This is a genomic window from Streptomyces sp. NPDC041784, assembly GCF_055591025.1.
The window spans coordinates 157,785-179,109 of the sequence record NZ_JBVJAB010000014.1; the positions used below are offsets into that span (position 1 = coordinate 157,785).

19 protein-coding genes are annotated in these 21,325 nt (G+C 74.1%); 12 read left to right on the forward strand and 7 right to left on the reverse strand.

What is annotated here, in order from left to right:
- Window positions 1–43 precede the first annotated feature (43 nt).
- From ACZ6D7_RS28425 to ACZ6D7_RS28440, 4 genes are all read right to left on the reverse strand, one after another.
- Entirely contained in the window at window positions 44–967 is a 924-nt protein-coding gene (locus tag ACZ6D7_RS28425; protein ID WP_469496557.1) for a hypothetical protein, read from the reverse strand.
- 128 nt (window positions 968–1,095) lie between these two features.
- Window positions 1,096–2,712, reverse strand: coding sequence for a serine/threonine protein kinase (locus ACZ6D7_RS28430; protein ID WP_469496560.1), 1,617 nt, complete (start codon window positions 2,710–2,712; stop codon window positions 1,096–1,098).
- Window positions 2,709–3,482 carry an FHA domain-containing protein gene (locus ACZ6D7_RS28435; protein ID WP_469496562.1) on the reverse strand — a complete coding sequence of 258 codons (774 nt, stop codon included), beginning with the start codon at window positions 3,480–3,482 and terminating at the stop codon, window positions 2,709–2,711. Before ACZ6D7_RS28435 ends, ACZ6D7_RS28430 begins: the two co-directional genes overlap by 4 nt.
- Window positions 3,483–3,646: 164 nt before the next feature.
- Entirely contained in the window at window positions 3,647–4,267 is a 621-nt protein-coding gene (locus ACZ6D7_RS28440) for a hypothetical protein (RefSeq protein WP_469496565.1), read from the reverse strand.
- Between the two features lie 264 nt (window positions 4,268–4,531).
- On the opposite strand from ACZ6D7_RS28440, the gene ACZ6D7_RS28445 reads away from it, so the two are divergent.
- The 5 genes from ACZ6D7_RS28445 to ACZ6D7_RS28465 all read left to right on the forward strand — a co-directional run bounded on the left by ACZ6D7_RS28445 (window position 4,532) and on the right by ACZ6D7_RS28465 (window position 9,141).
- Window positions 4,532–5,386: a bifunctional methylenetetrahydrofolate dehydrogenase/methenyltetrahydrofolate cyclohydrolase gene (locus ACZ6D7_RS28445; RefSeq protein WP_469496567.1), complete on the forward strand. Its 855-nt coding sequence runs from the start codon at window positions 4,532–4,534 to the stop codon at window positions 5,384–5,386.
- Complete coding sequence (locus ACZ6D7_RS28450) at window positions 5,376–5,849, forward strand: DUF3017 domain-containing protein (RefSeq protein ID WP_469496569.1); 474 nt, start codon at window positions 5,376–5,378, stop codon at window positions 5,847–5,849. The genes ACZ6D7_RS28445 and ACZ6D7_RS28450 overlap by 11 nt, the downstream gene beginning before the upstream one ends.
- A 236-nt stretch (window positions 5,850–6,085) precedes the next feature.
- A complete protein-coding gene (locus ACZ6D7_RS28455; RefSeq protein WP_469496572.1) occupies window positions 6,086–6,544 on the forward strand; it encodes a helix-turn-helix domain-containing protein in 459 nt (152 codons plus the stop codon).
- 107 nt (window positions 6,545–6,651) lie between these two features.
- Window positions 6,652–7,713, forward strand: a complete 1,062-nt coding sequence (locus ACZ6D7_RS28460; RefSeq protein WP_469496576.1) for a helix-turn-helix domain-containing protein — start codon at window positions 6,652–6,654, stop codon at window positions 7,711–7,713.
- Window positions 7,714–8,151: 438 nt separating this feature from the next.
- The gene (locus ACZ6D7_RS28465) at window positions 8,152–9,141 is read left to right on the forward strand and encodes a malate dehydrogenase (protein ID WP_469496579.1); all 990 of its coding nucleotides are present in this window, start codon (window positions 8,152–8,154) and stop codon (window positions 9,139–9,141) included.
- A gap of 8 nt (window positions 9,142–9,149) precedes the next feature.
- On the opposite strand, the gene ACZ6D7_RS28470 is transcribed toward ACZ6D7_RS28465, so the two are convergent.
- On the reverse strand, window positions 9,150–10,583 hold the full coding sequence (locus ACZ6D7_RS28470; protein WP_469496582.1) for an MFS transporter: 1,434 nt from the start codon (window positions 10,581–10,583) through the stop codon (window positions 9,150–9,152).
- Window positions 10,584–10,714: 131 nt separating this feature from the next.
- Between ACZ6D7_RS28470 and ACZ6D7_RS28475 the strand changes: the two genes are divergently transcribed.
- The gene (locus ACZ6D7_RS28475; RefSeq protein WP_469496586.1) at window positions 10,715–11,635 is read left to right on the forward strand and encodes a LysR family transcriptional regulator; all 921 of its coding nucleotides are present in this window, start codon (window positions 10,715–10,717) and stop codon (window positions 11,633–11,635) included.
- Here ACZ6D7_RS28475 and ACZ6D7_RS28480 read toward each other — a convergent pair.
- A complete protein-coding gene (locus tag ACZ6D7_RS28480; protein WP_469496588.1) occupies window positions 11,627–12,523 on the reverse strand; it encodes a GNAT family N-acetyltransferase in 897 nt (298 codons plus the stop codon). The genes ACZ6D7_RS28475 and ACZ6D7_RS28480 overlap by 9 nt on opposite strands.
- Before the next feature lie 16 nt (window positions 12,524–12,539).
- The gene (locus ACZ6D7_RS28485; protein WP_469496591.1) at window positions 12,540–13,553 is read right to left on the reverse strand and encodes a helix-turn-helix transcriptional regulator; all 1,014 of its coding nucleotides are present in this window, start codon (window positions 13,551–13,553) and stop codon (window positions 12,540–12,542) included.
- A 58-nt stretch (window positions 13,554–13,611) separates the two neighbouring features.
- Between ACZ6D7_RS28485 and ACZ6D7_RS28490 the strand changes: the two genes are divergently transcribed.
- From ACZ6D7_RS28490 to ACZ6D7_RS28515, 6 genes are all read left to right on the forward strand, one after another.
- The gene (locus ACZ6D7_RS28490) at window positions 13,612–14,166 is read left to right on the forward strand and encodes a DinB family protein (protein ID WP_469496594.1); all 555 of its coding nucleotides are present in this window, start codon (window positions 13,612–13,614) and stop codon (window positions 14,164–14,166) included.
- On the forward strand, window positions 14,163–14,852 hold the full coding sequence (locus ACZ6D7_RS28495; protein ID WP_469496596.1) for a GNAT family N-acetyltransferase: 690 nt from the start codon (window positions 14,163–14,165) through the stop codon (window positions 14,850–14,852). The genes ACZ6D7_RS28490 and ACZ6D7_RS28495 overlap by 4 nt, the downstream gene beginning before the upstream one ends.
- A 236-nt stretch (window positions 14,853–15,088) precedes the next feature.
- Window positions 15,089–16,609 carry an aldehyde dehydrogenase family protein gene (locus ACZ6D7_RS28500; RefSeq protein WP_469496599.1) on the forward strand — a complete coding sequence of 507 codons (1,521 nt, stop codon included), beginning with the start codon at window positions 15,089–15,091 and terminating at the stop codon, window positions 16,607–16,609.
- A 52-nt stretch (window positions 16,610–16,661) separates the two neighbouring features.
- A complete protein-coding gene (locus ACZ6D7_RS28505; protein ID WP_469496605.1) occupies window positions 16,662–18,191 on the forward strand; it encodes a GMC family oxidoreductase in 1,530 nt (509 codons plus the stop codon).
- Window positions 18,191–19,366 (forward strand): quaternary amine ABC transporter ATP-binding protein, encoded by a 1,176-nt coding sequence (locus ACZ6D7_RS28510; protein WP_469496609.1) that lies wholly within the window; start codon window positions 18,191–18,193, stop codon window positions 19,364–19,366. The genes ACZ6D7_RS28505 and ACZ6D7_RS28510 overlap by 1 nt, the downstream gene beginning before the upstream one ends.
- On the forward strand, window positions 19,363–21,324 hold the full coding sequence (locus ACZ6D7_RS28515) for an ABC transporter permease subunit (protein WP_469496613.1): 1,962 nt from the start codon (window positions 19,363–19,365) through the stop codon (window positions 21,322–21,324). Before ACZ6D7_RS28510 ends, ACZ6D7_RS28515 begins: the two co-directional genes overlap by 4 nt.
- Window position 21,325 lies beyond the last annotated feature (1 nt).

Below are 21,325 nucleotides of genomic sequence, written 5' to 3' on the forward strand. Positions count from 1 at the left end.
GTTGAATCTGTCGCGTCCGTTTCGTGGAATCGGTTGCGTCGCGTCAGGCGCGCTGCGGCACGATCCGCACCGCGCGGTCGTACGCCTGCCGCTGGAGGCGCCGATAGGTGTCGAGCGCGTCGCCGTACCGGTCAGGGAGCCGGTCGACGTAGGAGGTCTCCAGGTCCGTGGCCACGGACCTCAGGGAGGTGGAGCGGGCACAGCGGGCGTCGGCGACGGCGGTCGCCCGTTCGGTGGCGAACGCCCGGTCGGTGCCCGCCGGGCCGAGCCGTGCGGTGTTCTCCCGTATCGCGTCACGGGCCGCCTGCGGGTCCGGATAGGACAGTCCGGCCTTCTTCAGGCACCGTGACCAGGCGGCCACGGCGGTGGTCAGCCGCCGGTCGCGCATGAGGTCGGCGGAGTACAGCGCGTTCAGACCCGTGGCGGTCTTGGACACGCGGAACCACACGGCGGGGTCCCCGTAGAGGGCCTTCTCCGCCTCCGCCGTGCAGCCGCCGAGACGTTTGCGGACCTCGCGGCCGCTGCCGGGCAGCTCGGCCGAGAGCACCTGGGAGCCGCCGTCGCCGCCGTCCAGGGCCCGGTCGAAGGCGGCTCGGCGCGACGCGGACAGCCCCTGCCGGTACGCGGCGACGGGGTGGTGCAAACGCCGTCGCTCCTGCCGGGCCTCGATCCGGCCGCCGTACCCGTAGGTCCGCGCCCACGCCACGTCGTCCTGCACATAGCGCACCGGCATGCTCTCGCGCAGGGTCAGGGAGCGGTCCTCCCAGAAGGAGAAGCCGTGCCGGTTCATGCACTGCCGGGTCAGGCGCTGCTGGGCGTCGCCGACGCGCAGCTCCTGCTGCCAGGTCAGCGGCTCGGGCCGGCCCTGACGCGCGGCGGCGGCGGTCTCCGTGCCCCGGCCGCATCCGGTCGCGACGACCCCCGTGACCGCCGCGACCGCACACAGCGAAGCGAGCGCACGCTTCATGGAACGTTCCCCCGTCTCCCCCGTGGGTCCCCCGTCTCCCCGCGGGTTCCCCCTCGCCGCCCGTCTCCGGTGCGGCACTCACACCATCGGGCACGCCGGGGCCGGGGGGTACCTCGGACCTCTCAGGGTCACGTGCGGCCCGGGGGCGTGTACTCCTTGAGGTAGTGGGCGACCCGCTCCGCGTACGCGCGGTACTCGGCGGGGACCCCGCCGGCCTTGTTCACCGTGTCCCAGGACGTCCGGTAGGAGGCGGCGACCAGGACACGCCGGTCGCCGGCGATGTCGGTGTCCAGGCGCGGGGCGATCCAACAGAGGTAGCGGCCCATCGCCGGGATGGACTCGGCGGGCGGGAACGGGGGCGACGGGACGGTCTCGCCGGGCGTGCCGTCCTCGTTCATCCACCAGCGCAGCACGCGCGGGGTCCAGCGGGCGATGCCGTACTCGTCCTTGGCGGGGTCGGAGAGGTCCGGGTCGAAGTCGCTCTCGACCTTCAGCATGGCGGCGATCAGGGCCGGGGTGACGGACCGGTGGTCGCAGTCCTTCGCCGTCTCGACGATCAGCAGCCGGTACGGCGTCGGTATGCCCCGGTCGGTACGGAGGTACTCGGCGCCGTACAGCGCGGCCGCGTTCGCCGACGCCCCGCCGGGCCCGGACTCCTCCTCCGCGCCGGCGCCGCCCCAGGTGGCGACGCCGTACCCGAGGGCCGCCACGGTGACGGTGGCGAGCGTGGCGGCCAGCACCGCCGTACGACGGGAAGGGCGGCCGGCGAGGCGACCGGAGAGGCGGCCACGGAGGCGAGCGGAGAGGCGGCCGGAGAGGCCGAGCGGGCGGCCGCCCGAGGGTGCCGTCGCGGTGACCGTCTCCACCCGGCGCAGCAGGGCCTCGGTGCCGATCCGGTCGGCGTGCGTACGGGCCAGACAGGCACGGACGGTCTCGCGCCAGGCGTCCGGGAGTTCGGGGGACAGCCGCAGCTCGGCGGTGCCGCGGGCGTAGGCGACGGCCGCGTCGCGGCGGGCCGTCGGGGTGCCGCCGGGCAGCGGGAAGGAGCCGGTGAGGACGAGATGGGCGAGGACGCCGAAGGCCCACACGTCGGCGGACGGGCGGATCCGGCGGCCCCGTTCGCCGATCTCGGCCCACAGCAGCTCGGGCGGGGTGTAGTCGGGGGTGGAGAAGGCGGGGGTATAGGCGTGGGTGCCCTCCAGCTCGGCGGCCATGTTGAAGTCGGCGAGGCGGGCCGAACCGTCCCCCATCAGCAGCACGTTGGCGGGCTTGAGGTCGCCGTGCACCCAGCCCGCCCGGTGCAGCTGGGCGAGGCCCGCGCAGACCTCGGCGAGCAGGGCGGGCCCGGCCGCGGGCCTCGGGGTGCGCTTCAGCAGCGCCGAGACGGACGTCTCGGCCCGCTCCAGCACCAGCACGGTGGCGCCGTCGAGGTGAGGGCGGTCCGGGTCGTCCACGGTGAGCGTCTCGTAGAGGCGGATCAGCCGCGGGCTGGTGAGACGGCTCAGCAACTCCAGTTCCCGCTCGGCGAGTTCGCGCAGATGGGCGAGCTGGCGCGGGGTACGGGTGCCGGTGGGCAGGAACTTGAGGGCGGCCGACTCGGGCAGGTCCGCCGGGGCATCGTTGTCATCGGGGTGCCGCCGGGCCGCGTACACACTGCCGAACGCCCCGGTCGCGAGGGGCTCCCGCACTTCCCAGCGCCCGATCCGGTACCCGTTCGGGACCTGGACGGTGTAGGCCCCGGTCACCGTACGGCCCCCGGATCGGCCGGCGGGGGTGTCCGCCCGGCCAGTACCGCGAGGTCGTCCTCGCGCACCAGGTCGAAGCGGAGCGCCAGCGACACCAGGGACTCCTTCTTGCCGTTCAGGCGCGGGCCCGGGTCCGCCGTGTCGGGGCCGGGTTTCAGCCGCAGCTTCACGGCCAGGTAGTCGATGTTCCACTGCACCGAGGTGCGCGAGGCGGCCGGCCAGGCGGGCCGCAGCCGGGCGACGACCTGCTCGACGGTGGGCAGCGGGGCGTGCGGCTCGCCGCGCAGCCGGGGCTCGCAGAGCGCGGCCAGCACCGCGAAGTAGCGCTTGGTGCGGTCCAGCGAGAACGCGGGCGCCGTGGTCGCGCCGTCCAGCCCGGACGCCGTGCCCAGGTAGTCGTGGCGCGGCGCCCACACCTCGACCGGCAGCAGATCGCCGGCCGCGGGCAGCACGATCCGGGCGAACTCGAAGGGCACCGGCGCGTCCAGCCGGCCCGGCGCGACCTTGATGTGCTCGCCCGCGCCCTCCGGGTTCTCCACCACGTAGGTCTGTTCCCGGCTGAAGTTGCCGAGTATCCAGAACGCGCCCTGCGCGGTGATCTCGCCGGCCCGCCGCGAGACGCCCTCGTGCGGGATCGCCAGGTCGTTGTCGCGCGCCGAGCGCCCGAAGGTCAGCCGCTCACCGGGGGCGAGCCGGAGCCGGCGCCGGGGCTCAGTGCCGCCGCGCCCTTCGTCCGGGTCCGCCGGTGGTACGACGATGATGCTGTACACGCTGTGTCTCCCGCCCCCCACCCGCGCCTACCGCATCAGAGTGGGCGACGGGACGGGGCCGTGTCACGGCGTGACACGGCCCCGTGGAGGAATGGCGTGAAGACGCTCCTGCGCCCCCGTGGGACAGCGCGTTCGCGCCCTCCCGCGACAGCGCTCCCGCGCCCTCAGAAGCGCGGGCGGCGGAACCATTCTGCGGTGACCCGCTTCGCGGAGAAGACGATCAGCAGGATGGACACCACCATCAGGACGAGGCCCAGGCCCCAGGCGGCGATCATGAAGATGCCGGTGACGATCGCGAACGAGCCGTAGACGATGGCGCACACCCGGACGCCGTTGCCGCCCTTGGCCCACTGGAGCAGCAGGATCACACCGAGGATCGCGAAGACGGCGGCCAGGCCCACGAAGAAGCCGATCACGCCCTTGCCGAGGTCGGCGACCCGCTCCGCGTCCGCGGTGCCGGACACGCCCGCCTCGTCCATCTTCTCGTCCCACACGGACAGCACCCAGGCGTACCCGGCCGCCACGATCACATGGGCGAGCACCACGACACCGAGCATGATCTGCGCGGCCCGGGTGATACCGGGCATCGCGAAGGGACCGCCGGGGTAGCCGCCCTGGAAGCCGGGGTCGCCAGGGTGGGGGTACGGCTGCTGCCCGTATCCCGGGGCCTGCGGGGCGCCGTAGCCCTGCGGGGCCTGGCCGGGGTAGCCGTAACCGGGAGCGGGGGGCTGCTGAGGGGCCGGCTGCGGCGGCCCGTAGGGGTTGTGCGGCTCGCCGAAACTCATGGCGGTCCTTCCTCCGTGGTGCGCTCGAGTGCGGGGACGACGGGCGGCCTGGTGTCGGAGGAAGAGGTACAGATGCGGTTCGTCCCCCCGGTACTGCCCGCGGCACTGTGGCGTCAATCGTTCTGCAATGGCCGGTTTGTTGTCCAGCCGGATTCCGCAGGTGTTGTGCAAGTGCAACATCATCGATCAAGGGCGCACACCCGGGGGCACCCGTCGGGTCACCCGGATTGGAACCGGGGGCCCGTCATCCGGGAGGATGGGGCCATGACCGCCCAGATTCTCGATGGCAAGGCCACCGCAGCCGAGATCAAGTCGGATCTGACCGCCCGTGTGGCGGCGCTGAGGGAGAAGGGGGTGACGCCCGGCCTCGGCACGATCCTCGTCGGGGACGACCCCGGCAGCCAGAAGTACGTCGCCGGCAAGCACCGCGACTGCGCCGAGGTCGGTATCGCCTCCCTCCAGCGCGAACTGCCCGGCACGGCCACGCAGGAGGAGATCGAGGCGGTCGTCCGCGAGCTGAACGAGGACCCGGCCTGCACCGGGTACATCGTGCAGCTGCCGCTGCCCCGGGGCATCGACGAGAACCGCATCCTGGAGCTGATGGATCCGGCCAAGGACGCCGACGGCCTGCACCCGATGAACCTGGGCCGGCTGGTCCTCAACGAACCCGCCCCGCTGCCCTGCACCCCGCACGGCGTGCTCACCCTGCTGCGCCGGTACGGCGTCGAGATCAAGGGCGCCGAGGTCGTGGTCGTCGGCCGCGGTGTCACCATCGGCCGCCCGATGCCGCTGCTGCTCACCCGGCGCAGCGAGAACGCGACCGTGACCCAGTGCCACACCGGCACCAGGGACCTCGCGGCCCATCTGAGGCGCGCGGACATCATCGTCGCGGCCGCCGGTTCCGCCCACCTGATCCGCGCCGAGGACGTCAAGCCGGGCGCCGCCGTCCTCGACGTCGGTGTCTCCCGCAACGCCGAGGGCAAGATCGTGGGCGACGTCCACCCGGACGTGCGCGAGGTGGCCGGCTGGATCTCCCCGAACCCCGGCGGGGTCGGCCCGATGACCCGCGCCCAGCTGCTCGTCAACGTGGTCGAGGCGGCGGAGCGCAGTGTCGTCTGACGGCACCTCGGGCGAGCCCGAGGACATCGAGGTACGGGATCCCGTCAGCGCGCCGGACGCCGAGGGCGTGCCGCACCGCACCACCCGCCGCTTCCCGAAGTTCACCAGGGACACGGCGCGTCCCGAGGGCGCGGGCCGGGCGGCGGCCGCCGACGCCCTGGCCGCCCGGCAGTGGCCGATCATCGCGGTCCTGGGCCTGGTCGCGCTCGGCCTGCTGGTGACCGCGCTCGACCAGTTCCGGATCGGGACGATACTGATCGGCGTCGCCCTGCTGGCCGGCGCGGTGCTGCGCTGGCTGCTGCCCGGCGTCGGCATGCTCGCCGTACGCTCCCGCTTCACGGACATCGTGACGTACGCGGTGCTGGGGACGGCGATCGTCCTGCTGGCCCTGATGGCCCAGCCCGACCCGTGGCTGCAGATACCGTTCCTCAAGGACACGCTGCACTTCACGGTCACCAACTGAGCCCGCGCGCACGGCGGCCCGTCCCCTCCCCCGAGAAGGACGGGCCGCCGTCGCGTTCCACGCTCCCGCAGGGTGAACGGCCTGTTCAACAGCTGTCCGTACGCTGTGTCGTGGAAGTGACCGTTCCGACACCGTGTGCCCGCCCGGACACAGCCGCGTCCGCCACCGCCCGCCGCGGGAACCGTCCGGCATCCGGACGTCGTCCTCTCGACGGATCGAGGGGAAAGGTGGGCGGGATGGGTGGCTGGCAGCCGCTGCCGGACGGGCTGCCGTCGGAGGTACGGCACTTCGTGGACCAGCTGCGGCAGCTGAAGGACCGCACGGGCCTCAGCCTGGCCGGGCTCGGCGCCGCCACCGCGTACAGCAAGTCCTCCTGGCAGCGCTATCTCAACGCCGTCCAGCCGCCGCCCCGGCAGGCCGTCGCCGCGCTGTGCCGGGTGGCCGGGGTGAGCGGGGCGGACGCCGAACGGCACGTCGTGCGGTGGGAACTGGCCGTCGACGCCTGGCCGAAACCGCCGTCCGCGGCGGGCGGCGAGGAGTACGAGGACGACCCCACGGTCCCCTGGTGGGACCGCCTGGAGGAACCCGCCCCGCCGGCCCCGCCGCGCGCCGCGGGACGGCTCCTCCTCTACGCGGTGCTGCTCCTGCTCGCGCTGCTGCTCGTGGCCGTCGGGGGCGCGGTGGCCTTCGGCTGAAGTGCGCTCGTCGTGCCGATACGTTGACAGTTCGGGGATGTGTCCCGAATCGTCGGTACATCGGGCCCGCGTGGCCCATGGGGGACGGTGCGGAGGGAGGGGGTCCGATGCCCCGGTGGAAGGAACTGCCGGACGAACTCGATCCGCAGGTACGGGAGTTCGTCGAACTGCTGCGCAGGGTCGTGGGCCGTGCCGGCCTGAGCCTCCCGGCGGTCGCCGACCGCACCGGCTACAGCAGGACGTCCTGGGACCGCTATCTCAACGGCCGTCTGCTCGCCCCCAAGGGCGCGGTCGTCGCCCTCGCCGAGGTCACCGGCACCCCGTCCGTCCACCTCACCACCCTGTGGGAACTGGCCGAGCGCGCGTGGAGCCGCGCGGAGCTGCGGCGCGACGCGGCGACGCAGGCGCTGGAGATCGCCCGGGACGGGACACGGGCGGCGCCGGGTGCCGCGACCCGCGCCCTGAAGGCCCCGGGCGGCACGACCCCCGCCACAAAGGCCCCGGGCGGCACGGTTCCCGCCGCCAAGTCCCCCGCCGCCAAGGCTTCCGCCGCCACGGCTTCCGCCGCCACGGCTTCCGCCGCCACGGCATCCGGTGCGGCGGCCCCCGGTGTCGCGGGGCCGGGCGGGGTGTCGCCCACGCTGTCGACGCCGGAGGAGCCCACGCCCCCGGGGCGGAGCGGCTCGCGGCGGTGGACCCTCTTCCTCGCCGGGGTCATGGGCGTGGTGACCGTCGTGGTCGGCGCCTTCCTGCTCACCGGTGACGGGGATCCGAAGGAGGCCGTCGGCGCGGGGAAGCCGTCGCCGGCCGAGAGTTCCGATGCCGTGCTGCCCTCCGGGGTGCTGTGCGCCGGGTCCGCGTGCACCGGCCAGGACGCCGAGGCGATGGGGTGCAGCGGTGACCTGGTGGTCACGGCGAAGAGCGCGAGTGTCGGCGCGGTCGTGGTCGAGGTCCGCTACAGCAGGACCTGCGGCGCCGCCTGGGGCCGGATCGTGCAGGCCGCCCCGGGGGACTCGGTGCGGGTGACCGTGGGGGCGGCGCGGCAGACCGGCCGGATCACCACCGTCGGCGACACCATCGCGTACACCCCGATGATCGCGGTGCGGGACGCGGCGGAGGCGAAGGCGTGCGCGGTCCTGGCCTCGGGCGAGAAGGGGTGCACGCTGTAGGACGGCCCGACGGCCCGACGGCCCGACGGCCCGACGGCCCGACGACCTGACGGTCTGACCGTGGGGTGTGGGGCGTTGGGGCGTTCGTTACGGCCGGACGGGTGGAGTCGTGCGGCGGCCGGAGGAAAAAACCGTGCCCGGCAGGAATACCCCCGTCCTCCCTGGGCACGCGAACCGTACCCCCACGGGATCCGGCACGACCCGGTACCCCCACCACGGCGGCCGTACGGTCTCTCCTCTCCCGGACCGGCGGCCGCCGTTCGTGGTACGAGGGGGTGTCCGTTCTGTGGGACGGGCCACACGGCCCCGGACGTCCGGCATCCCGGAGGCGCGATAGCCTGACCGCTGGTCGGATCTCTTGATACCGAGAGATCGATCATTTGTACGTCCCACCAGGGGCAGGGACGCCCCACCGACAGCTGTCATACGGAGAACGCCATGACCCGCACTCCCGTGAACGTCACCGTCACCGGCGCGGCCGGCCAGATCGGTTACGCCCTGCTCTTCCGCATCGCCTCCGGCCAGCTGCTCGGCGCGGACGTGCCGGTCCGGCTGCGCCTCCTGGAGATCACCCCGGCCCTCAAGGCCGCCGAGGGCACCGCCATGGAGCTGGACGACTGCGCGTTCCCGCTGCTCCAGGGCATCGACATCAGCGACGACCCGAACGTCGCCTTCGACGGCGCCAACGTCGCCCTCCTCGTCGGCGCCCGCCCCCGCACCAAGGGCATGGAGCGCGGTGACCTCCTGGAGGCCAACGGCGGCATCTTCAAGCCGCAGGGCAAGGCCATCAACGACCACGCCGCGGACGACATCAAGGTCCTCGTCGTCGGCAACCCGGCCAACACCAACGCCCTGATCGCCCAGGCCGCCGCCCCGGACGTACCGGCCGAGCGCTTCACCGCGATGACCCGCCTCGACCACAACCGCGCGCTGACCCAGCTCGCGAAGAAGACGGGCTCCACGGTCGCCGACATCAAGCGTCTGACCATCTGGGGCAACCACTCCGCCACCCAGTACCCGGACATCTTCCACGCCACGGTCGCCGGCAAGAACGCCGCCGAGGTCGTCAACGACGAGACGTGGCTGGCCGACGACTTCATCCCGACCGTCGCCAAGCGCGGTGCCGCGATCATCGAGGCCCGTGGCGCCTCGTCGGCCGCCTCCGCCGCCAACGCCGCGATCGACCACGTGTACACCTGGGTCAACGGCACCGCCGACGGCGACTGGGCCTCCATGGGCATCCCGTCCGACGGTTCGTACGGTGTCCCGGAGGGCCTGATCTCCTCCTTCCCGGTCACCACCAAGGACGGCGTGTACGAGATCGTCCAGGGCCTGGACATCAACGAGTTCTCCCGCGCCCGCATCGACGCGTCGGTGAAGGAGCTGGAGGAGGAGCGCGACGCGGTCCGCGCCCTCGGCCTCATCTGAGCCTCCTCTCACCTCACGGGCCCCGTTCCGGACTCCTCCGGGAGGGGGCCCGCGGCCTTTTCCCGCACCGCCGCCACCGTCGGACCCGTCCCCCGGCCGCCCGTACCCCGCAGACCGGCCACGACCACCGCGGTCGCCACCAGGACCACCGCCCCGACCGTGCGCAACGCCGGCCCCATCCCGGCGGCGAGGTCGGCGTGCCCGGCCAGGACGGTGCCGGCGACCGCGACGCCGAGAGCCGCGCCGATCTCGCGGGCGGAGGTGCCGAGGCCGGAGCCGAGACCCGCCTGACGGTGCGGGAGGGAGGCCACCACGCCCAGGGTCAGCGCGGGCATGGACAGCCCCGTGCCCGCCGAGATGACCAGCAGCCAGCAGGCGTAGACGGGGTAGGGCGTGTCGGGGCCCGCGGTGGACGCGCCGAGCAGCCCCAGCCCGATCAGGGCGAGACCCGCACCGACGACCGGTCGCGGGTGCGCCGACCAGCGGGCGGCCAGTTTCGGCACCAGGGTCATGCCGACGATCAGCGGGACGATCGCGACGCCGGTGACGGCGGGCTCGTAGCCCTTCACCTCCTGGAGGTACTGGGAGTTGACGAAGAACAGGGCGAACAGCCCGAAGAAGCCGGTCGTCATGCCGAGGGTGGTCGCGCGCAGCCGGGGGGAGCGGAACACGCGCGGGTCGAACAGCGGGGCGGCGGAGCGCAGCGCGTGCCCGGTGAACAGGGCGATCAGCAGGGCGCCTGCCGCGAAGGACAGCAGGATGTCCGGTGAGGTCCAGCCGTGGCCGGGGCCCTCGATGATCCCGAAGAGGACGGCGACCAGACCGGCGGTGAGCAGCAGGGTGCCCACCGGGTCGGGGCGGCCGCCCGGGGAGCGTTCGGTGCGCGGGACGGCGACCAGCACGGCGAGCGCGAGCAGCGCCGCCAGGGGGACCATCGCGCCGAACAGGGCCCGCCAGCTCAGGTACTGGCCGACCAGTCCGCCGCCGAGGTTGCCCGCCATGCCGCCGAGGCCCATGGCGAGCGTCCAGGAGGCCAGCGCCTGGGCGCGGCGCTCCGGTCCGGCCAGGTGGACGAGGATCGACATGGTCGCCGGGGTGATCAGTGCCGCCCCGGCGCCCGAGACGCCGCGGCCCGCGATCAGCGGCGCGGGGCCCGTCGCGCAGGCGCTGACGGCGGCCCCGGCGGCGAACAGGGCGAGCCCGGTGAGCAGGGCGCCCTTGCGGCCGTACCGGTCGCCGACCGCGCCGGCCGGGACGAGCAGGCCCGCGAAGACGATGACGTAGGCGTCGACGGTCCACAGGATCTCGGTGGACGAGGGGTGCAGGGACGACGAACCCAGTTGCGGGATCAGCAGGTTGACGGCGGCCACCATGCTCTGCGCGACCAGGACACAGGCGCAGAGCGTGAGGAGCGTGGACCGTTTCAGGGCGTGCGGAGGCAAGGCTCCTCCTCGGGAGCTGGTCGGGGTGGGGCCCGGGCGGCGGGCGGTGCGGCGGGCGGTGCGGCCGGCGGGCGGTTTCACCGTAGGCTCGGCCCCGACCTGCTTTCCAGTGCAACCTTCGCAAGGGACACATGCGCATGACGCAATCCGCGGGGCTGGACCTGAATCTGCTGGCCGCGCTGGACGTGCTGCTGGAGGAGCAGAGCGTTCAGGGCGCCGCCCGGCGGCTGCACCTGTCCGAGCCCGCGATGAGCCGCACCCTGGGCCGGATCCGCAAGGCCCTGGGGGACCCGGTGCTGGTCCGGGCCGGGCGGCGGATGGTGCCGACGCCGCGCGCCCTCGCCGTACGGGCCGAGGTGAGCGCGGTCGTGGAGCGGGCCCGTGCGCTGTTCGCGCCGGCCGCCGACACCGACCTCGCGGCGGTGACCCGGACCGTCACGATCCTCGGGAACGACTCCGTGGCGGCCGCGTACGGCCCGGCCCTGCTCGCCCGCGCCGCCGCCGAGGCGCCCGGCATCCGGCTGCGCTTCCTGAGCGAGAGCCACATCGACGTGCCGTTCCTGCGGGAGGGCACCGCCGACCTGGAAGTGGGCGTCATCGACACGGTGGCACCCGAGGTCCACCGCGAACACCTGCGCGAGGACCGCATGATGGGTGTCGTCCGGGCCGGACACCCGTTGCTGGAGGGCGAGTTGACGCCCGAGCGGTTCGCGCGGGAGGCCGGTCATCTGATCGTGTCCCGGCGCGGCAGGCTGCACGGGCCGGTGGACGCCGCGCTCGCCGAACTCGGCCTGCGGCGGCGGGTGGTGGCGAGCGTCGGCTCGCTGCCCGCCTCCCTCTTCGTGCTGCGCGACACCGACCTGGTGGGCCTGAACACGGCCTGGGGCGTACCGCTCGCGGAGCGCCTCGGCCTGGTCTCCTTCGAGGTGCCGCTGCCCCTGCCGCCGCTCGTCCTGGGGATGGCCTGGCACCCGCGCCACGACGCCGACCCGGCCCACGCGTGGCTGCGCGGCGCGGTCCGGGAGCTGGTGACCGGGTGTCCGTCAGCCTGACAGCCGCTTCTCGAACCAGTGGCCCGCGTACACGTGGTCCCCGTACGCCGGGATCTCCCGGTACCCGCACGCCCGGTACATCGCCCGCGCCTCGGTGAGCGACGCGTGCGTGTCCAGACGTACGACGTCCAGGCCGCGCTCGGCCGCCGCCCGCTCCAGCCGGCCGAGCAGCCTGCGGGCGAGGCCGAGGCGGCGGGCGTCGCGGTGCACCCAGACGTGCTTGATCTCGCCGACGCCCGCCTCCAGGGTGCGCAGTCCCCCGCAGCCCACCGGGCGGTCCTCCTCGTACGCCACGAAGAAGGCGCCCGCGTCGCCCGAGACCTCCGCCGGGCCGACCAGGTCGGACGGGTCGAAGCCCTCGGGGAAGCGGGCGTCGAGGTCGGCGGCGTAGGCGTCGAGACAGGCGCGGGCGTCCGGGTCGGCCCCGTCGACGAGGGCCACGGTGATCGCCGCGAGCCGCAGCAGCCGCCAGGCGCCGGCGAGGGCGCCGGTGAGTTCGGCGCGCTCGGGGCCGGTGAGGCCGCCGAGGAGGCTCTCGGCGAGGCCGTCGGCCCGGCGGTTCTGCTCCCTGACCTCGACCCGCCCGGCCGGGGTCGGCTCGACCGTGCGCAGCCGGCTGTCGGACGGGTGGACGCCGGTGCGGACCATGCCCTGGGCCTGGAGGGACTTGATCATCCGGCTGAGGTAGCCGGCGTCCAGACCGAGCCGGGTGCGCAGGTCGCGCAGCGACGCGCCGTCGCCGATCTCGAACAGCAGCCGGGCCTCGCCGAGAGGGCGGTCCTGGCCCAGGTAGTGGTCGTCCAGGGCGCCGATCCGGCGGGTGTAGTAGCGGTTGAAGCGGCGCAGGGCCGCCACGTCGTCACTCGGCACGGGCTCCACGGGCTCCATAGTTCTTTGACTTTAGTCAAAGGTCCGGTGTCTGTCGACGGTCGTCGTCCTGGTCGCCCGCGTCCTCCTCGCCGGCCGCCGCCGCGAGGCGCCGTCCGAGGTCCCGTGCCGCGTCCCGCAGCTCGCGCGGTCCGGTGATCCGGAACGGCACGTCCAGCGCGGTGAGCTGCCGTACGTACCAGTCCGGCTCGTCGGTCGTGGCCAGCAGCCGGGTGTGGTCCGGGCCGAGCGGCTCGGGGCGGCCCAGGCTGCGCGGGAGGATCCGGGCGACGTGCTCGACGGGTGCCTCGACGACGACCTCCACCTCGTACGTCCAGCCCTCGGAGAGGTGTTCCTCGATGGTGGCGAGCGGGTCGAGGCCCGCGGGCGGCTCGAAGGTCTCCGGCAGGGCGGTCACCGAGGCCACCCGGTCCACCCGCAGCACCCGCCGGGCCTCGCGCGTGTGCGACCAGCACAGCAGGTACCAGCGGCCGTGGTGCACGGCCACCGCCCACGGATCCACCTCCATGCCCCGGACGCCCTTCGCGCCCAGCCGGTAGCCGAGCCGCAGCCGGCGCCGGTCCGCGCAGGCCCGGACCAGCGCGGCCGTGGTCTCGGGCGCGGGGCTCGTGGCGCCGAGGCCGCCCCGGGCCCGGACCCGGCGGACCGCCTCGGCCGGGGCGGCGACCGGCTCCGGTAGGGCGCGCAGCAGCTTGCCGAGCGCGCCGCCCACCGGCCCGGCCGGGTCCGCCGCGTCGTGATGGCCGTCCAGGACGGCCATGACCAGCCCGAGCGCCTCCGTCGCCGTGAACATCAGCGGCGGCAGCCGCAGACCCCGGCCCACCCGGTAGCCGCCGTACGGGCCGCGCGTGGACTCCACCGGGATCCCGGCCTCGCGCAGGATGCCCACGTAGCGCCGGGCGGCCCGCTCGGACACACCGAGCCGGTCGGCCAGGCGGGCGGCGGTGATGCCGGGGGTGTTCTGCAACAGCTCCAGGGCCAGGAGGGCGCGGGCGGTGGGGCTGCTGTCCTCGGTTTCGCGGGGTTTCATCGACCGTCCTGACGGTTCCGGCAGCAGATCGTCCGGAACGGACCGTAGCCTGCCCGGCATGAGCGAGAACCCCGAACCCTCACTGCTGCTGGAGCCGCCCGTCGCGGGCAGCGAGGCCGACACCCTGATCGGCTCGCTGGAGCGGCAGCGCAGGACCTTCGCCTGGAAGTGCGAGGGCCTGGACGCGGCCGGCCTGAACACCCCGCTGGCCCCCTCGACCGTCACCCTGGGCGGCCTGCTCAAGCACCTGGCGCTGGTGGAGGACGAGTACTTCACCCGGCGGCTGCTCGGAAAGCCGCTCGGCGCGCCCTGGGACGCCGTCGACCGGGACGCCGAGCCGGACTGGGAGTGGGCCTCGGCCGCCGCCGACCCGCCCGAGCGGCTCTACGCCCTCTGGGAGGCCGCGGTGGCCCGCTCCCGCGCCCACCTGCGGCAGGCGCTCGCCGAGGGGGGCCTCGCCGACCCGGTCGGGCTCACCTGGCCGGACGGGCGCGCGCCCAGTGTGCGCCGGGTGCTCGTCGACATGATCGAGGAGTACGCCCGTCACACCGGTCACGCCGACCTGATCCGGGAGGCGGTCGACGGCCGCGTGGGGGAGGACCCGCCGCGATGAGCGACGCCTTCCTGCCCGAGGCCTTCCTGCCCGAGGCCTTTCTGCCCGAGGCCGTCCGGCCGGAGGCCGTTCCGCCCGAGGCCGTCCTGCCCGACGCGCTGGATGTCGTCCCCGCGAACGAGGCCTCCTGGGACGACCTCCGGGCCGTCTTCGGCACCACCGACTACCCCGGCCGCTGCCAGTGCCGGCGCTACAAGGTCCTCGACCACGTGTGGAACACCTCCACCCCCGAGGAGCGCGCCGTCGACCTGCGTGAGCAGAGCGGCTGCGACGACCCCGGCGCCCGGTCCACCACCGGACTCGTCGGCTACCTCGACGGCGAGCCCGTCGGCTGGGCCGCCGTGGAACCCCGTACCGCCTACCCCCGGCTGCTGCGCACCCGCGTGCCGTGGACGGGCCGCCGGGAGGACAAGGCCGACGACGGCGTCTGGGCGGTGACCTGCCTGCTCACCCGGCGGGGCTTCCGCCGCCGGGGCATCACCTACGGCCTCGCCCGCGCCACCGTCCCCTACGCCCGCGCCCACGGCGCCACCGCCCTGGAGGCGTACCCGATGCTCACCACCCCCGGGGTCGAGATCACCTGGGGCGAACTGCACGTCGGCGCCGCCCAGGTGTTCGCCGAGGCGGGCTTCCGGGAGGTGAGCAGGCCGACGCTGCGGCGGGTGGTGATGCGGATCGACTTCTGAGAGAGGTCGTGCAACCCGTCTGCCCGTCTGACCCGTCCACCCATCTACCCATCCGCATCGCAAGGCTCCGCCACCGTTCCTTTTTGCCCCGATACGCCCCCATCCTCAGTGACACAGCGCACTTTCCGCCCGCGTTGCGCATGCAACCGGAGACGAAGGGCAGGCGATCGCGGTCCCCGAGGGTGACCCACGGGTGACACAGGGGGACTGCACAGGAACGGAAGGCGACAGCGACCATGGTCGACAGCACGGAACAGCAGGCACACGGCACCGTCCACGCCGGAGGCGCATGGCGGGCGGCCCTCTCCGGTGCCACGCGGGAGATCCTCGACCCCGCCGACGGCCGCCCCTTCGCCGTGGTCGCCGAGGGCGACGAGAAGGACACCGACCTGGCGGTCGCGGCCGCCCGCCGCGCCTTCGACGCCGGCGAGTGGCCGCGCACCCCGGCCGCCGCCCGCGCCGCACTGCTGCGCCGCGTCGCCGATCTCCTCGTACGCGACCGCGAACGCCTCGGTCTGCTGGAGAGCAGGGACGCGGGCAAGACGCTCGAAGAGGGCCGGATCGACATCGACTGTGTCGCCGACGCCTTCCGCTACTTCGCCGACCTGGTCGCCGCCGAGGCCCCGGGCCGGGTGGTGGACGCGGGCTCGCCCGACGTGCACAGCGTCGTCGTCCAGGAACCCGTCGGGGTGTGCGCGCTGATCACCCCCTGGAACTACCCCCTCCTCCAGGCGAGTTGGAAGATCGCCCCGGCCCTCGCCGCCGGCAACACCTTCGTCGTCAAGCCGAGCGAGATCACCCCGCTGACGACCGTCGCCCTGATCGAGCTGCTCGTCGAGGCGGGCCTGCCCGCCGGGGTCGCCAACATCGTCACCGGTCCCGGCCACACCGTCGGCGCCCGGCTGGCCGCGCACCCCGACGTCGACCTCGTCTCCTTCACCGGCGGCCTGGTCAGCGGCACCGAGGTCGCCCGGGCCGCCGCCCCGACCGTCAAGAAGGTCGCCCTGGAACTCGGCGGCAAGAACCCCAACGTCGTCTTCGCGGACGCCTGCGAGACCGCCGAGGGCTTCGACACGGCTGTGGACCAGGCCCTCAACGCGGCCTTCATCCACAGCGGCCAGGTCTGCTCGGCCGGCTCCCGGCTGATCGTCGAGGAGTCCCTCCGGGAGCGGTTCGTCGACGAACTGGCCCACCGGGCGGCCCGGATCCGCCTCGGCCGCGGCACCGAGCGGGGCGTCGAGTGCGGCCCCCTCGTCTCCGAGCAGCAGCGCGCCAAGGTCGAGGCGTACGTCGACTCCGCGCTCGCGGAGGGCGCGGTGCTGCGCGCCGGAGGCCGCCGGCCCGCACCCGCCCCCGAGCGCCCGGAGTCCGGCTACTTCTACGAGCCGACGGTCCTGGACCGGTGCCACCGCGAGATGAGGGTCGTCCGGGACGAGGTCTTCGGACCCGTCCTCACCGTCGAGACCTTCCGTACCGAGGACGAGGCGGTGTTCCTCGCCAACGACACCGAGTACGGCCTGGCCGGCGCCGTCTGGACCACCGACGCCGGCCGCGCCCGCCGGGTCGCCGCGCGGCTGCGCCACGGCACGGTCTGGATCAACGACTTCCACCCCTACCTCCCGCAGGCGGAGTGGGGCGGCTTCGGACGGAGCGGAGTCGGCCGCGAACTCGGCCCCTCCGGGCTCGCCGAGTACCGCGAGACCAAGCACGTCTACCAGAACCTCGCGCCGAAGCCGGTCCGCTGGTTCGCCGGCTGACCCCGGCCGACGTCCTCCCTCCTCTTCCGCAAGCCCCTTCTGGAGTACCCCCATGTCCGAGAACACCCATGTCTACGACTACGTCGTCATCGGCGGCGGCACCGCGGGCTCCGTCATCGCCTCCCGCCTCACCGAGAACCCCGATGTCACGGTCGCCGTCATCGAGGGCGGCCCCAGCGACGTCGGCCGCGACGACGTGCTGACCCTGCGCCGCTGGACGGGTCTGCTCGGCGGCGAACTCGACTACGACTACCCCACCACCGAGCAGCCCCGCGGCAACTCCCACATCCGGCACAGCCGCGCCCGCGTCCTCGGCGGCTGCTCCTCCCACAACACCCTCATCGCCTTCAAACCGCTGCCGTCCGACTGGGACGAGTGGGAGGCGGCCGGAGCCAGGGGCTGGGGCGCGGTGCCGATGGAGGCGTACTACGCGCGGCTGCTCAACAACATCGTCCCGGTCGACGAGAAGGACCGGAACGCCATCGCCCGCGACTTCGTCGACGCGGCCCACAAGGCCCTCGGCGTCCCCCGGATCGAGGGCTTCAACCGCAGGCCGTTCACCGAGGGCGCCGGCTTCTTCGACCTCGCCTACCACCCCGAGGACAACAAGCGCTCGTCGGCCTCCGTGGCCTACCTGCACCCGGTGATGGACGAGCGCCCCCACCTGACGATCCTGCTGGAGACCTGGGCCCACCGGCTGGAGCTGGACGGCACCCGCGCGACGGGCGTGCACGTCCGCCGTCAGGACGGCGAGGAGATCCTCGTACGGGCCCGGCGCGAGGTCGTGCTGTGCGCGGGCGCGGTCGACTCGCCCCGACTGCTGCTGCACTCGGGCATCGGTCCCCGCGAGGACCTCGAGGCGCTCGGCATCCCCGTCGTCCACGATCTGCCCGGGGTCGGCGAGAACCTCCTCGACCACCCCGAGTCGGTGATCGTCTGGGAGACGAACGGGCCGATCCCGGAGAACTCCGCGATGGACAGCGACGCCGGCCTGTTCGTCCGCCGCGACCCCGAACACCCGGGCCCCGACCTGATGTTCCACTTCTACCAGGTCCCGTTCACCGACAACCCGGAGCGGCTGGGCTACGAACGGCCCCCCTACGGCGTCTCGATGACCCCCAACATCCCCAAGCCGAGGAGCCGCGGCCGCCTGTACCTCACCAGCGCCGACCCGGCCGTGAAGCCCGCCCTCGACTTCCGCTACTTCACCGACGAGGACGACCACGACGGCCGCACCCTCGTCGACGGCATCCGCATCGCCCGCGAGATCGCCCGGACCGAGCCGCTCGCCGGCTGGCTCCGGCGCGAGGTGGCCCCCGGGCCGCACCTCACCGGCGACGAGGAGCTGAGCGAGTACGCCCGCAGGGCCGCGCACACCGTGTACCACCCGGCGGGCACCTGCCGGATGGGCGCCGCCGACGACGAACGCGCCGTCGTCGACCCGGAGCTGCGGGTGCGCGGCCTGGACGGTCTGCGGATCGCCGACGCGTCCGTCTTCCCCACCATGCCCGCCGTGAACCCGATGATCGGGGTGCTCATGGTCGGGGAGAAGGCCGTCGACCTGATCGGAGGCGGTGCGTGATGAGCACCCAGAGCACCCAGAGCATCCAGAGCACTCCGAGCACCCAGAGCACTTCGAGTACCGCGACCACCCCGGCCACCCCGGTCTTCTCCGTCGACGGCCTGTGGAAGGTCTTCGGCCCCAAGGCCGACCGGATCCCCGCCGACCCCGAGCTGGCCGCCCTGCCGCCCGCCGGCCTGCGTGCCCGCACCGGCTGCACGGCCGCCGTCCGGGACGTCTCCTTCGACGTCCGCAAGGGCGAGGTCTTCGTGGTGATGGGCCTGTCCGGCTCCGGCAAGTCCACGCTGGTCCGCTGTCTGACCCGGCTGATCGAGCCGACCGCCGGCACGATCGCCATCGACGGCGAGGACGTGCGCGCCATGGACCGGTCCCGGCTGCGCGAGCTGCGCCGCCACCGCGCCGCGATGGTCTTCCAGCACTTCGGCCTCCTCCCGCACCGCACGGTCCTCGACAACGTGGCGTACGGCCTGGAGATCCAGGGCATGGGCCGGGCGCAACGCCGGGCGCGCGCGGCGGACGTCGTCGCCAAGGTCGGCCTGGAGGGCATGGAACAGCGCCGCCCGAGCCAGCTGTCCGGCGGCCAGCGCCAACGTGTCGGCCTGGCACGGGCGCTGGCGGTCGATCCGCAGGTGCTCCTCTTCGACGAGCCGTTCAGCGCGCTCGACCCGCTGATCCGGCGGGACATGCAGGAGGAGGTCGTCCGGCTGCACCGCGAGGAGGGCCGCACGATGGTCTTCATCACCCACGACCTCTCCGAGGCGCTGAGACTCGGCGACCGCATCGCCCTCATGCGTGACGGCCGCGTGGTCCAGCTGGGCACCCCGGAACAGATCGTGGGCTCCCCGGCGGACGACTACGTCCGCGCGTTCGTCCGGGACGTACCGCGCGAGCAGGTGGTGACGGTCCGTACGGCGATGCGCCCCGCGTCGGCGGCGGAGGCGGGCACCGGCCCGGCGATCGCCCCGACCGCGACCGTGTCACAGGCCATCGAGGCGGTGGCACGGGCGGGAGCCCCGGCACGGGTCATGGACGCCGGGCGGTGTCTGGGCGTGGTCGACCACGAAGGCCTGCTCGCCGTGGTCGCCGGAGTGGCCGGAGTGGCCGGGGCGGCGGGAGTGGCCGGAGTGTCCGGAGTGGCCGGGGCCGGGCCGGCCCACAAGGAGGCGGTCCGATGACGACGGTCACCGCGCCCACCGCTCGCGTCGCGCTCCCGGGCGTTCTCAAACACCCGGCCGCCCGCAAACTCCTCATGCTCGTGGCGGCCGCCGCGATCCTCGTCCCCCTGGCCGACGCCCGCTGGTCCAGCGGAACCTGGCCCCGGGCCCTCACCGTCGACCTCACCACCCCGCTCACCGGCGCGGGCGACTGGATCATCGACCACCGCGACAGCCACCCCCTGTTCGTCCACTTCCTCGGCCACGTCAGCAACGCGGTGGTCGTCTCCGTACGCGCCGTCTACCTGCTCCTCCTGGCCGCCGGCTGGGCGGGCGTCACCGCCGCCGCGACCGCCGTCGCCTGGCGCACGGCCGGGACACGCCTCGCGCTCGGCACCGCCGCCGCCTTCCTGGCCTGCGGCGCGCTCGGCATGTGGGTCCCGACGATGCAGACCCTCGCCCTGATGGCCGTCGCCGTGCTCGCGTCGGTCGTGGTCGGCGCGCTCCTCGGCCTCGCCGCCGGCCTCTCCGCCCGCCTGGACCGCGCCCTGCGCCCGGTCCTGGACACCATGCAGGTGCTCCCGGCCTTCGCCTACCTCCTCCCGGTCGTGCTGGTCTTCGGCATCGGCGTCCCGGCGGCGGTCCTGGCCACCGTCGTCTACGCCGCCCCGCCCATGGCCCGCCTCACCGCCCTCGGTCTGCGCGGCGCGGACAAGGAGGTCCTGGAGGCCGTGGACTCGCTGGGCGCGACCGCCCGCCAGCGTCTGCTGACCGCCCGCGTCCCGCTGGCCCGCAGGGAACTCCTCCTCGGCCTCAACCAGACGATCATGATGGCGCTGTCGATGGCGGTCATCGCGTCGGTGATCGGCGCGGGCGGCCTCGGCGACCGCGTCTACCAGGCGCTGGCCTCGGTCGACGTGGGCGCGGCCCTCACCGCCGGCATCCCGATCGTGCTGCTGGCGGTCGTCCTGGACCGGGTCACGGCCGCGGCCGGCGACGCCACCGGCCGCACCACGCGCACCGGCCGGGCCCGCTCCGCGCCCGTCGTGTACGCGGTACCGGCCGCCGTGACGGTGGCGGTGGCCGTCGCCGGACGGACGGTCGGCCGGCTCGACTGGCCCGAGTCCTGGACGGTGGCCGTCGCCGCCCCCGTCAACGACGCCGTCGCCTGGATGACCGACCACCTCTACTCCGGCGTCCCCGTGATCGGCGGCACCGCCGACTGGGCCGGGCACTTCACCACCTGGGTCCTCGACCCGCTCCGGGACGGTCTCCAGGGTCTGCCCTGGTGGGCGGTGCTGCTGCTGGTCGCGGCCGTCGCCTGGCCGATCGGCACCTGGCGCACCGCGCTGACCGCCGTCCTCGCCCTGGCCGCGACCGGCGTGCTCGGCGTGTGGGAGCCGTCCCTGGACACGCTCTCCCAGGTCCTCGCGGCCGTCGCCGTCACCCTCGTGCTCGGCTTCGCCACCGGTGTCGTGGCCGCCCGCAGCGACCGGTTCGAGCGGCTGCTGCGGCCCGTCCTGGACGTCTTCCAGACGATGCCGCAGTTCGTGTACCTGATCCCGGTCGTCGCCCTGTTCGGCGTGGGCCGCGCGCCCGCCGTCGCCGCGGCCGTCGTCTACGCGCTGCCCGCCGTCGTACGGATCACCGCGCAGGGCCTGCGGCAGGTCGACCCGGCCGCCCTGGAGTCCGCCCGGTCCCTCGGCGCGACCCCGGCCCAGCAGCTGCGCCAGGTCCAGCTGCCGCTCGCCCGGCCCGCGTTGCTGCTCGCCGTCAACCAGGGCGTGGTCCTCGTCCTCGCCGTCGTCGTGATCGGCGGTCTGGTCGGCGGGGGCGCGCTCGGCTACGACGCCGTCTTCGGCCTCGCCCAGGGCGACCTCGCGACCGGACTGGTGGCCGGCGCCGCCATCGTCTGCCTCGGCCTGATGCTCGACCGGGTGACCCAGCCGACCGAACGCCGTCCGAAGAAGGGAGCCTGAC